Genomic DNA, 11,360 nt, shown 5'->3' on the forward strand with positions numbered 1-11,360 from the left:
GTGTGTGACGACGACCTCGCCGTCGCGGATTTCACCGCGCCAGCCGTCGGGCTCCGCGTGCCGTGCTGATCGGATTCCCGAGCCCGGCCCGATGACGGCTTTCCCGGCCGGCCGGGGCGCTCACGGGGCGCCGGTCAGCAGTGCAGGGGTTTGCGCCAGGCGCATTCCAGGGACGCGTCCGGCTCCGCGCTGCGAGTGCCCCGCACGGACGAGGGCACGATGTCGCCCGCGGCGGTGTCCGAGGAGGCCAGGGTGACCACGACCGCGTCCTCGATGCTCTTCACCGAGGGGGCGAGGTAGTTGTTCAGGACGACGCTGTAGACGAGTTCGCGTCCGGCGTCGTCGGTGACGTATCCCGACAGGGCGGACGCCCCTGTGAGCGAGCCGGTCTTGCCGCGGGCGTTGAGCGCGGCCGGTGTACTGCACATGCGGGAGCGCAGCGTCCCGCCGACAGCGCGGTCCGGGGCGCACGCCACGGGCAGGGAGGCGTACCAGTCGGCGAACCACGGTGCGTCACGCACGGACAGCAGCAGCGTCGCCAGCTCCTCGGCCGGGAACACGTTCATCCGGGACAGCCCGGAGCCGTCGGCCTGGCGGAGGTCGGACGTCGAGACGCCCTCCTTCTCCAGCTGGGTCCCGATCGCGGCGAGCCCGGCGTCCCAGGTGCCGCGCCCGGCGGTCTTGCGGCCCATGGACTTCGTGAGGGCCTCCGCGTGGATGTTGTTGGAGAGCTTCATGAAGGGGTGCATCAGCTCCTTGAGGGGCATGGAGCGGTGCGAGGCGAGTGTGCGAGCGCCGGGCGGGGTCGGCAGCCCCGTGCGCGGGCTGCCGGAGATCCGTACACCGTGCTCGGCCAGCGCGTCCGAGAACACAGCGGCCGCATAGCCCGTCGGCTCCCAGACCGCGATCCACTCCTTGGTGGCCGCCGAGCCGACGGGGACGTCCCCGCTGACCGTGAGCGTGTTGGAGCCGTGCTCCCGCCCGACGGTCACTGTGTCCGGCCGGCCCTTCTCGACCGTGGTGGCGCTGATGTCGAGGCGCACGTAGTCGGTGGGAGGGGTCAGCTTCACCCGGGGGCGGTCCCCGGGTCCGGCGCCCGGTGTCACCTCGACGACGACCGTTCCGGCGTCGTAGTCGGTGTCCGGGGCCACAGTGAGCGCCGAGATCTGTGCGGAGTAGTAGGCGGACTCGTCGTCCGCCGCCCAGGAACGGCCCAGCCGCTGGTCGTCGAAGTGGGTGTCGTCGGCGACGAGGCGTCCGGTGACGCGCTTGATGCCGGACGCGGCGAGGTCGGCGGCGAGCCGTTGGTAGTCCCCGGCGAGCATGGTCGGGTCGCCGCTCCCGCGCAGATACACGTCGCCCACGAGGGTCGAACCCCGTCGCTTGCCGGTGGTCAGCACATCGGTGGTGTAGCGGTGGTCGGCGCCGAGGACGGCCATGGCGGCGGCGGACGTGGCGAGCTTGGTGTTGGAGGCGGGCATCAGGCGGTCGCCGGCGTCGCGCTGGTAGAGGCGCTCCCCGGTGGCGGCGTCGGCGACGACCACGCTCACCGCCCCGCCGTCCATCCGGGGATCGGACAGCACCTTGTCGAGTGCGCCCTTGAGGCCGGTGTCGGAAGGGCCGGCCCCTGCGGGCGAGCTCCAGGTGAGGGTGCAGGCCAGCCCGGCGGCGAGAGTCCAGATCCAGCCGCGGCGGCGTAACGGTCGGTGGGCAGGGGTGTCGGGTCTGCTCATGGCAGGAGGATCCCGGAACGGGTTGCCCGGCGGAAGGACGCGTGACCGGCTTTTCGGCCGGTGTCGGGGCCGAATTCTGTGGCCCCGGTCACGAGAAATGCCCTTGTCGCCGACGTTTTCCCGCCTTCTCGGTCGGCTGTCGGGCGTGGCCTGGCTCACGATTTTGGGGGTCTGCGGGCGGCTGCTCCGTGACAAGGCGCACAGGCGTTTTTAGGCCTACTAGGCGGCTTAGTGACGTGAAAATCCGATTTGTCCCATGAGGTGGAGTCGGCGGACCCGGGACCTTCGGTCTCCGTGGGTGCCGGGTGCGGCCGGAGGTCCTCGGTCCCGCGGCTCCACGGCCCGGACATGGGGTTAAACCGTCCGGAGTGGGGCATAAGCGGTCCTCTTCCGGAGGGGCGGGGGGACCTCCGGGGCGGAGTCAAGAGCCGCATTTCCGCGGCCTTCACTACGACGTGATGTCGTAGATGGGGGGTTTGAGTCGACTTGGGAGCACGGGTTACCAATGTGGAGCCAGCCCGGCGAGCACGCCGGGTCCATTCATGCCTGGAGGTTCTCCCGTATGTCGAAGCGCACCATGATCCACCAGTTCCGCCCGTCCGTGCTCCGTACCCGTGGGGCTTTCGTGGCCGCCGGAATGGGCGCCGTGATGGTCGTCGGAGCCGGTGCGGGTGTCGCCTCCGCCGATGCGGGCAAGGCGTCCAAGCCGGCGGTCGTGGACGCCGCCTCCGCCGTGGCCGCCCAGGCCGACGCCCAGGCGAGCGCCGCGAAGGCGAAGACCGCGAAGAAGCCCGCCAAGAAGGCTCCGTCGTGGGTGAAGCCGGTCAGCAACTACACGCTCACCGCGAGCTTCGCGCAGGGTGGCGCCATGTGGTCCGCAAAGCACTCCGGCCAGGACTTCGCCGTTCCGGTCGGTACCCCGGTCAAGGCCGCCAACGGCGGCACCGTCGTGAAGGCCGGCCCGAACGGCGGCGGCGACGGCCCCGCCTACGGCAATGCCATCGTGATCAAGCACGCCAACGGCAAGTACTCGCAGTACGCGCACCTGTCGCAGATAAACGTCTCGGTCGGCTCCACGGTGAAGACCGGCCAGAACATCGCCAAGTCCGGCAACACGGGCAACTCGTCCGGCCCGCACCTGCACTTCGAGATCCGGACGACCCCGAACTACGGCTCGGCGCTCAACCCGGCCGCCTTCCTGCGTTCCGCCGGCGTCAACCTGTGACGCACGCCTGACGCAGGTGTCAGCCCCGGGTGTGGTGTGCCTGGGTGATCAGATCGAGGGCGACTTCGAGGATGGCTTCACGCTTTTCCTCGGGGTCGCCCTCGACGTCTTTGAGGGCGAACGTCGCCGCGTGCATGGTGAACAGCGCGCTGAAGCAGCGGACCTGGTCGACCAGGTCCGAACCGGGCTCCTTGACCAGGTCGAGCAGGGTGAACACCCGGCTCTTGAAGGTCTCGCCGATGCTGAGCTCCCGCATCGCCGCCTGGTTCTCGTGCATGAACCGGAACAGCGGGGTGGCGGCCATCAGGGCGTCGTTGTAGCGGACCAGTACTTCCTTCTTGGTCTCCAGGGTCCGCGGCTGCTCCTGACCCCACTCGATCAGCTCGTCGATCGGCCTGGTCAGATCCTCGAAGATGCTGATCAGGATGTCTTCCTTGGTTTTGAAGTGGTAGTACAGCGCGGCCTTGGTGACGTCGAGCGCCTCGGCGATCTCGCGCAGTGACGTCTTCTCGTACCCCTGCTCGGCGAACAGCTCCAGGGCCACGTCCTGGATGCGCTGGCGCGTGTTGCCCCTGCGCGGCTGCTGAGTGCCCATGCTGTTCTCCCGGCTCCGAAAAACTTACTTGACGCCCGGCTAGTTACGGGTCTACCGTCCCCCAGTGTAGTCAACTAGCCGGGCGGCAAGTAAGTGTCGGCAGGGGAGCGGGGACCATCGTGGAGAAGAACAGAGAACCGGCGGAGGCGGGCAAGCAGGCGGACGCCCCTGCCACGGGCGGCGGCCCGGGCGGGACACGCCCGCAGCGGAGTGTGCGCGTGGTCATGCTCGCGCTCATGATCACCATGCTGCTGGCCATGCTCGACAACATGATCGTGGGCACCGCGATGCCCACCATCGTCGGTGAGCTGGGCGGCCTCGAGCATCTGTCCTGGGTCGTCACCGCGTACACCCTGGCCACTGCGGCCTCCACCCCCATCTGGGGCAAGCTCGGCGACCTCTACGGCCGCAAGGGCGTCTTCCTCGTCTCCATAGTGATCTTCCTGATCGGCTCCGTACTCAGCGGCATGGCCCAGGACATGGGGCAGCTGATCGGCTTCCGTGCCGTACAGGGACTGGGCGCGGGAGGTCTGATGGTCGGCGTGATGGCCATCGTCGGAGACCTGGTACCGCCCCGCGAGCGCGGCCGCTACCAGGGGATGATCGCCGGCGTCATGGCCATCGCGATGATCGGCGGACCGCTGGCCGGCGGCACCATCACCGACCACCTCGGCTGGCGCTGGAGCTTCTACATCAACCTGCCGCTCGGCGCGATCGCCCTCGCCATGGTCACCGCCGTGCTCCATCTCCCGAAGAAGGAACGCAAGCCGGCCCGGATCGACTATCTCGGAGCCGCGCTGCTCACCGTCGGCATCACCGCGATCGTGCTGGTCACCACCTGGGGCGGCACCGAGTACGCCTGGGACTCGGCCGTGATCATGGAGCTGACCGCCATCGGCGTGGCCTCCCTGGTGGGCTTCCTCTTCGCCGAGACCAGGGCCGCGGAGCCGATCATGCCGCTGCACATCTTCCGCAGTCGCAACTTCACGCTGATGTCCGTCATCGGCTTCCTCGCCGGCTTCGTCATGTTCGGCGCGGTGCTCTTCCTGCCGCTGTTCCAGCAGTCCGTGCAGGGCGCTTCCGCGACCAACTCCGGCCTGCTCCTGCTGCCGATGCTGCTGGCCATGCTCGTCGTTTCGATGGTCGCGGGACGGGTCACCACCAGCACCGGCAGGTACCGGCTCTTCCCGATCGTGGGCGGCGCCCTGATGGTCGTGGGCTTGTTCCTGCTCGCCCAGATGGACACCGGCACCTCGCGGCTGACATCGGGGATCTACATGGCGGTCCTCGGCGCCGGGATGGGCTTCCTGATGCAGATCACGATGCTCGTCGCACAGAACAGCGTCGAGATGAAGGACATGGGCGTCGCCTCGTCCGCCACCACCCTCTTCCGCACCCTCGGCAGCTCCTTCGGTGTCGCGATCATGGGCGCGCTGTTCACCGCACGCGTCGAGGACGAGATGGCGGCGCGCGGCGGGGCTCAGGCGACTGCCGGCTCCGCGCAGCTGGACGCCGCGAGCCTGGCGAAAATGCCCGACCCCGTCCGGGAGGCCTACGAGTTCGCCGTCGCGTCCGGCACGCACGCGGCGTTCCTCGTCGCCGGCGCCGTGGCGGTGATCGGCTTCCTGGCGGCGCTCTTCGTCAAGGAGGTGCCGCTGCGCGGGGCAGGCCCGGCGGACGCCGGCCCGGACGAGGGCGCCCGCGACACCACGGCGAAGGTCGCGGAGACCGTCTGACAACGGTCCGGACCGGCCGCGGACCCGGGTGAAAGCCGAAGGCCCACCGGCTCGACCCGGCGCGCTGCACCGTGAGGCCCCGCCCGGGCGGGGCCTCACCCGCGGGCCTTCGCGCCCTTCGGTCCGTCGGAGGCCTTACCGCGGGCTTTCACGCCCTTCGGCCCTCGGTCTTCCCGGTCCCTCAGGGGGAGCATGGGGTAACTCCCGGTGTTCGTCGGGGCGTGCTCCGGCAGCCACAGCACGGCGATCGCACCGCCGGAATCCCCCAGCGGCGTCGCCCCCTCGGGCGCTGCGTTGCGGAACGTCAGCCGTGCCCCCAGCACCCGGGCCTGACCGGCGGCGATCGTGAGCCCCAGGCCGTGGCCGGTCCCGGCGCGGTCGCTCGCCCCCGTACGGAAGCGGCTCGGTCCCTCCCGCAGCAGGGCCTCCGGGAACCCGGGCCCGTGGTCCCTCACGCGCACCACACGGCCCTCGACGGTGACCTCGATGGGCCCCTTGCCGTACTTGACGGCGTTGGTGAGCAGATTGCCGAGGATGCGCTCGAGCCGCCGCGGGTCGGTGTTGACCCACGAGCTGTGCACCACGCGGATCTCCGCGTCGGGGTGGACCGCGGTGACCCGGCGGCCGACGAACTCGCCCAGCTGGATCTCCTGCAGCTCGGCCCGTTCGGAGGCGCTGTCGAGTCTTGCCACCTCCAGCACGTCCTCGACCAGCGTTCGCATGGCCTGCGCCCGGTCCCGCACCAGCTCCGTCGGCCGGCCCGGCGGCAGCAGCTCGGCCGCCGTGAGCAGGCCCGTGACCGGGGTGCGCAGCTCGTGCGCGATGTCCGCCGTGACCCGGCGCTCTGCCTCGATGCGCGCGTTGAGCGCGTCGGTCATCGCGTCGACGGCCCGCGCCAGGTCGTCGGTCTCGTCGCGTACGACGCCGCCGATGGCGTCCCGTACCCGCTCCTCGTGGTTGCCCTGCGCCACGTTGCCGGCCGCGGCGGCGGCCTTGCGCAGACGGCGCGAGAGCTGCCCGCCGATCAGGACGCCGAGCGCGGAACCGCCGAGCACCACCGACACGGACCCGATGATCAGGGCACGGTCCAGGTCCTGCATCACGACGGCGCTGCGGCCCGCGAATTCGGTGCGCAGCGAGAGCACGTCGCCGTTCGCGAGAGGCACGGCGGCCCAGATCTCGGGTGTGCCGTCGTCGCCCTCGTCGACGTACGAGCCCCGCCGGTTCTCCCGCATGAGCTGCTGGAGCTCGTGCGGCAGCGCCGGATCGTTGATCTTGCTGTTGAAGCGCGGGTCCTTGTTCTTGGAGGTCTCGTACCAGCGCTGGGCGAGCAGGACACGGTCCATCTGCACGTCGCGGGCGTTGTCGAGCATCGAGACCCGGGCGGCGTTGTGCACGACGAGGCTGAGCGCCATGGCGATCAGGGCGCCGACCGCCGCGATGGCGATGCTGATCTTCCAGCGGACGCCGGTGCGCAGGACGAGACGCCTCATGCGGTGGGACTCCCCTCGGCTCTCATACGGCGGCTTCCAGCTCTCCCGGGACGGCTCTCACAGGCGCGCCTCAGGCCCGCAGCTTGTAGCCGAAGCCACGGACCGTCTCGATCCGGTCCTGGCCGATCTTGGTGCGCAGGCGCTGCACATGGACGTCCACCACCCGGGTGTCACCGCCCCAGCCGTAGTCCCAGACCCGCTCCAGCAGCTTGTCGCGGGACAGCACGGTGCCGGGAGCGCCCGAGAACTCCAGCAGCAGCCGCATCTCGGTCGGCGTCAGGGACACCGGCTCACCGGCCCTGCGCACCTCCATGCCCTCCGTGTCGATCGCCAGGTCGCCGAAGGTCAGCTCGCCCCCCTGCTCCTGCCTGCCGCCTGCGGCCGCGTCGCCCGCCGCGAAGCCGTTCGCATGCCCGAAGCGGCGCAGCACGGCGCGGATGCGGGCGACGAGCACGGCGCCGTCGAAGGGCTTGGTGACGTAGTCGTCGGCGCCGGCCTCGAGGCCGAGCACGACGTCGATCGAGTCGGCACGCGCCGACAGCATGATCACCGGGACGGTCGACTCGTCGCGGATGCGGCGGCACAGGCTCACCCCGTCGAGGCCGGGCACCATCACGTCCAGCAGCGCGATGTCGGGCCGGTCCGCACGGAAGGCCTCCAGGCCCAGCAGTCCGTCGGGTACCGCGGTGACCGCGAAGCCGTCCCGCTCCAGTGCGAGCTGGGTCGCCTCGCGGATGACATCGTCGTCCTCGACGAAAAGGACATGGGTCTCGGCCATCCGGCTGCTCTCTCCGTTCCTTCAGTTCTTGGGCGGGGCAGACGGTTCGGAGGCGACCACCTCGCCCTCCCCGACCGCTCTGCCGAATTCGTTGCGCACCCAGAACTGCCGGGTGAACTTGCCGGCCGACCACCGGTAGGTGCTCACTTCCTCGCCGGACGGCTCCGCGACGGAGTCGTTCTTGGCGTACACCTGCTTGGTCACCACGAGGTCGCCCCGGTCGACCGCCGCGTAGACGGCCGGCTCCTCGACGGAGAAGACGTTCTCGTACGCCTTTCCGTTCTCCCGGTACACATAAGTGCCCATGCCGACCGCGTCCCCGCAGGTCAGCACATTGACGATGACGTCCGGCGCGTCGCTCCCCGTGAGGACGGCGTACGAGGTGTCGACGGGATACGAGTCCTTGGCGCACGGCCGAAGGTCCGCCTTGACCCGCGGACTGACCTTCGGGTCGGCCATCAGCAGCTTGACCGCGTCGACCGACTCGGTGAACTGTCCCGCACCACCCGAGGACGCCGGGGAGGGCGTGGCCTTGCCGGCCGCCTCCGACGGCGCCGCCCCTTCGTCCTGCACCCCCGTGCCCCCCGTGGAGCAGCCCGCCGCGAACAGGACTACGGCGACGAGCCCGGCCGTGGCCGTACCGCTCGCCGCCCTGTTCCCGCTGCCGCCCTTGCCTTTCAGGCCGCGCACCGCTCCTGCTCCCGTCCGTCACGCCGATGGGCCCGCCGCGCGTCGTCGCGCTCCAGGGCGCGGGCGTCCAGGTCCCGTGCCTCGAGCTCCTGACGGAGCCGGGCGAGCGCCCGGTGCAGCGTGCTCTTCACGGTACCGGCCGACATGCCGAGCGCGGCAGCGGTCTCCTCTGTGCTCATCTGCTCCCAGTGCCGCAGCACGACGACGCTGCGCTGCTTCGGCGCCAGCACCTTGAGCACGTCCATCAGCAGGGCGCGGTCCGCACGCTGCTCGCTGCCGTCCTCGACGCTCGCGTCGGGCAGCTGCTCGGTGGGGACCTCCTCGAGCTTGCGGGCCCGCCACCACTCGGTGCGCGTATTGATCATCACGCGGCGAAGGTACGCGTCCGCGAGCGACTTGTCCGCGATTCCGTCCCAGCGGCCGTAGGTGCGCACCAGAGCGGTCTGGAGCAGGTCCTGCGCATCGATCGGGTCGGGGACGAGGCGCCGGGCGCTGCGCAGCAGCGCCTCCTGCCGGGTGCGTACGTACTCCTCGAATTCGAGCACCTCGCCGTGCGCCATTCCAACCGCCTCCGTCCCCGTGACCAAGCTCTGTGTGCTTGCGCGTTCTCGCGCGTTTCCTGTGGTCCGTCCTGCGTCACAAGAAGCTACGGAGGCGTTGTCACGGCACTGTGCGGGGCAGCCGTCGGAGGGCGCACGGCCATCCATCGGTTGTGTAACAGCGGATGTTTGGGGTGGGGTGGAGGAGGGGTATAGGCGGTTGCCGCAGGCCCGGCTCAGCCGTGCGGGAGGCGGTAGTGGTTGTTCTCCAGCGGCTCGACCAGTCCGTCGGCGACCAGTCCGTCCAGCGCCCGGGCCCGCTGCACCGGCTCGTGCCAGACCGCGTCCAGCGCCGACCGTGGCACGGGGGTCACGGCCTCGCGCAGCACGGCCAGCAGTTTGCCGCGGACCTGGCGGTCCGTACCGGCGTACGTCTGGCCCCGGCGTGCCGGACCGGCGTGTGCGGGCTTGCCCGCCAGCCGCCAGGCGCACCGGTCCGAGATCGGGCAGCGCGCACAGTCCTCGTTCTTGGCCGTGCACACCAGCGCGCCGAGCTCCATCGACGCCGCGGCCCAGCGGGCGGCGGTCCGCTCCTCCTCCGGCAGCAGCAGCCGGGCCAGCTTGCGTTCGGCGGCGGTCGTCGCGTTCGGCGGGTACTGGATACCGGTTGCCGCGCGGGCGAAGACGCGCCGGACGTTGGTGTCCAGCACGGCATGCCGCTGGCCGTACGCGAACGAGGCCACGGCCGCCGCCGTGTACTCACCGATGCCGGGCAGCGCGAGCAGCTGCGCGTGATCGCTCGGCACCTCGCCGCCGTGACGCTCCGTTATCGCCTGCGCGGCGCCGTGCAGGCGCAGGGCGCGCCGCGGGTAGCCGAGCCGGCCCCAGGCGCGGACGGCCTCGCCGGGCGCCTCCTGAGCGAGGTCGGCCGGCCGCGGCCAGCGGGCCAGCCACTGCTCGTACACGGGCAGGACCCGGTTCACCGGGGTCTGCTGCAGCATGAACTCGCTGACCATCACGCCCCACGCGCCTGCCTCGGGGCGACGCCAGGGCAGGTCGCGGGCGTGCTGCTCGAACCAGGCGATGACGGGGGTGTGGAGCGAGACGGGGTCGACGGTGTGGGACGTCTGGGTTTCGTGAGTGACAGTCATGGCAGAACGATCCTGGCACGTCCGGCGGTGCGGATGCCGCATACGCGGGGGCCGGGCAAGCCACGAGTTCGTGTCCGTGGCCCTCGCGACCGGGGGCTCCGCCCCCGGCACCCCCACGTCTCAATTGCCGGCGGGGCAGACTTCGCCCAGGGAGCGCTTCACGCGCGGGGTGCGAACGTCTCCCGGCGTGGGGCCGGGACCGCCGGCTCGCCCGGCCCGGCGAACCAGACGACCAGGGGTGCCCGGCTCGTCCGCATCGTGCCCAGCAGCGCCCGCGCAGGGCGGAGCAGGAGTGCGACGACCACGGCCGCCACGACCGCGCCGACGATCAGGCCGGTCAGCACGTCATGCGGGTAGTGCACGCCGACGAACACCCGCGAGAAGGCCATCAGCAGCGCCATCGGGACGGTGAGCAGAGCCGCCCGCGGCCACGCGATCGCCAGGGCCACGGCCGCCGCTCCCGCGATCGCCGAGTGGTTGCTGGGGAAGGACCAGTCGCCGGTCGGCGGGCACGGCACCAGCGAGGCTGCCGCGTCCACGACCGTGCGGCACGGGCGTTCCTCGTCCACGACCGACTTGAGCGACTCGCTGACGACATAGCCGACGGCCGTCGCGAGCGGGGCGATCACCGCGAGCCCCAGGGCGCGGGTGTCACCGGTCCGCGCCCGCCACCACGCCACGAGGAACAGAAGGCCGAAGAGCAACAGCCCCGCCTCCGTCCAGAGTTCGGCGAGATGTTGCGTCCAGGAGGGGGTCGTGTGGGCGAAGTCGACTATGTCGCGGTAGAGATCGCGGGTCAGGCTGCTGTCCATGGTCACGGACCGTACCTTCTCTGCCGCAGTCGTCACGCCCTGCGATCGGCCATGACCACCCCTGACGAAAGTAACGGGCTTCACGGGGAGGGGCCGTGATGATGATCAGCAGAGTTTGGGAAGTACGGCGGCGGGTGGGGCGGGAGTTGGCCCGGTTCTCTCGTAGAGTTTGGGCCGTGGGATCTCTGCGCAATCCGATCGGGCCGCTCCCCTCCTCCATCTACTGGCGACGGAGGGCAGTCGCGGCGTCGTTGATCGCGCTGCTCGCGGTGCTGATCGTATGGGCCGTGAGTTCGGCGGGAGGTGGCGGCGGGACGAGCAACCAGGGCGACGACGGCAAGGCCCCGGCGCCTTCGATCACGCCCGGGCCCGACCAGTCGGGGCCCGCGATCAGCGAACAGCCGGGCGGACGCGACGAGTCGGACGGTGGCACCGGCAGCGGTGACGGCGACGGCGGGGGTGACGGCAGCAGCACCGGCAGCGGCGACGGCGGCAACGGTGGAAACGGCTCGGTGAGTTCGGGTGGTACGGGCGGGACGGGCGCAGCCACCGGCGGCGGCACCAGCGCCGGCGGCACCAGCGCCGGCGGCACCGGCAGCGCGGGCGGC

General features: G+C 70.9%; 10 protein-coding genes and 1 pseudogene. 3 read left to right on the forward strand and 8 right to left on the reverse strand.

The annotated features are described in order from the left end of the window. Positions 1–134 precede the first annotated feature (134 nt). On the reverse strand, positions 135–1,733 hold the full coding sequence (gene dacB / locus ABZ070_RS31210; protein WP_356638707.1) for a D-alanyl-D-alanine carboxypeptidase/D-alanyl-D-alanine-endopeptidase: 1,599 nt from the start codon (positions 1,731–1,733) through the stop codon (positions 135–137). Positions 1,734–2,295: 562 nt separating this feature from the next. Between dacB and ABZ070_RS31215 the strand changes: the two genes are divergently transcribed. Beyond that, positions 2,296–2,958, forward strand: coding sequence for a M23 family metallopeptidase (locus ABZ070_RS31215; RefSeq protein WP_356638709.1), 663 nt, complete (start codon positions 2,296–2,298; stop codon positions 2,956–2,958). A gap of 19 nt (positions 2,959–2,977) precedes the next feature. Here ABZ070_RS31215 and ABZ070_RS31220 read toward each other — a convergent pair whose 3' ends face one another. Further along, complete coding sequence (locus tag ABZ070_RS31220; protein WP_356638711.1) at positions 2,978–3,553, reverse strand: helix-turn-helix domain-containing protein; 576 nt, start codon at positions 3,551–3,553, stop codon at positions 2,978–2,980. A 224-nt stretch (positions 3,554–3,777) separates the two neighbouring features. Between ABZ070_RS31220 and ABZ070_RS31225 the strand changes: the two genes are divergently transcribed. Beyond that, positions 3,778–5,289, forward strand: coding sequence for an MDR family MFS transporter (locus ABZ070_RS31225; protein WP_356638726.1), 1,512 nt, complete (start codon positions 3,778–3,780; stop codon positions 5,287–5,289). A gap of 95 nt (positions 5,290–5,384) precedes the next feature. On the opposite strand, the gene cseC is transcribed toward ABZ070_RS31225, so the two are convergent. The 6 genes from cseC to ABZ070_RS31255 all read right to left on the reverse strand — a co-directional run bounded on the left by cseC (position 5,385) and on the right by ABZ070_RS31255 (position 10,752). Continuing rightward, positions 5,385–6,782 (reverse strand): two-component system sensor histidine kinase CseC, encoded by a 1,398-nt coding sequence (cseC, locus tag ABZ070_RS31230; protein ID WP_356638714.1) that lies wholly within the window; start codon positions 6,780–6,782, stop codon positions 5,385–5,387. A gap of 70 nt (positions 6,783–6,852) precedes the next feature. Continuing rightward, on the reverse strand, positions 6,853–7,560 hold the full coding sequence (gene cseB, locus ABZ070_RS31235; RefSeq protein WP_356638716.1) for a two-component system response regulator CseB: 708 nt from the start codon (positions 7,558–7,560) through the stop codon (positions 6,853–6,855). A 21-nt stretch (positions 7,561–7,581) separates the two neighbouring features. Further along, the gene (locus ABZ070_RS31240) at positions 7,582–8,250 is read right to left on the reverse strand and encodes a hypothetical protein (protein WP_356638718.1); all 669 of its coding nucleotides are present in this window, start codon (positions 8,248–8,250) and stop codon (positions 7,582–7,584) included. After that, positions 8,238–8,810: a SigE family RNA polymerase sigma factor gene (locus tag ABZ070_RS31245; protein WP_356638720.1), complete on the reverse strand. Its 573-nt coding sequence runs from the start codon at positions 8,808–8,810 to the stop codon at positions 8,238–8,240. Before ABZ070_RS31245 ends, ABZ070_RS31240 begins: the two co-directional genes overlap by 13 nt. A 215-nt stretch (positions 8,811–9,025) precedes the next feature. Then, the gene (locus ABZ070_RS31250) at positions 9,026–9,940 is read right to left on the reverse strand and encodes an A/G-specific adenine glycosylase (RefSeq protein ID WP_356638722.1); all 915 of its coding nucleotides are present in this window, start codon (positions 9,938–9,940) and stop codon (positions 9,026–9,028) included. Between the two features lie 158 nt (positions 9,941–10,098). Further along, entirely contained in the window at positions 10,099–10,752 is a 654-nt protein-coding gene (locus tag ABZ070_RS31255; RefSeq protein ID WP_356638724.1) for a phosphatase PAP2 family protein, read from the reverse strand. A 176-nt stretch (positions 10,753–10,928) separates the two neighbouring features. On the opposite strand from ABZ070_RS31255, the pseudogene ABZ070_RS31260 reads away from it, so the two are divergent. Next, positions 10,929–11,360 (forward strand): annotated as a pseudogene (locus ABZ070_RS31260) (hypothetical protein); the annotation flags it as partial.

Source organism: Streptomyces sp. NPDC006283, from assembly GCF_040613325.1.
Lineage (GTDB): Bacteria > Actinomycetota > Actinomycetes > Streptomycetales > Streptomycetaceae > Streptomyces.

Coding starts and splice junctions, on each gene's coding strand:
- ABZ070_RS31255 (WP_356638724.1), bottom strand. CDS start 10,752: ATGGACAGCAGCCTGACCCGCGATCTCTACCGCGACATAGTCGACTTC.
- ABZ070_RS31225 (WP_356638726.1), top strand. CDS start 3,778: ATGCTCGCGCTCATGATCACCATGCTGCTGGCCATGCTCGACAACATG.
- ABZ070_RS31250 (WP_356638722.1), bottom strand. CDS start 9,940: ATGACTGTCACTCACGAAACCCAGACGTCCCACACCGTCGACCCCGTC.
- ABZ070_RS31220 (WP_356638711.1), bottom strand. CDS start 3,553: ATGGGCACTCAGCAGCCGCGCAGGGGCAACACGCGCCAGCGCATCCAG.
- ABZ070_RS31215 (WP_356638709.1), top strand. CDS start 2,296: ATGTCGAAGCGCACCATGATCCACCAGTTCCGCCCGTCCGTGCTCCGT.
- ABZ070_RS31245 (WP_356638720.1), bottom strand. CDS start 8,810: ATGGCGCACGGCGAGGTGCTCGAATTCGAGGAGTACGTACGCACCCGG.
- cseB (WP_356638716.1), bottom strand. CDS start 7,560: ATGGCCGAGACCCATGTCCTTTTCGTCGAGGACGACGATGTCATCCGC.
- dacB (WP_356638707.1), bottom strand. CDS start 1,733: ATGAGCAGACCCGACACCCCTGCCCACCGACCGTTACGCCGCCGCGGC.
- cseC (WP_356638714.1), bottom strand. CDS start 6,782: ATGAGGCGTCTCGTCCTGCGCACCGGCGTCCGCTGGAAGATCAGCATC.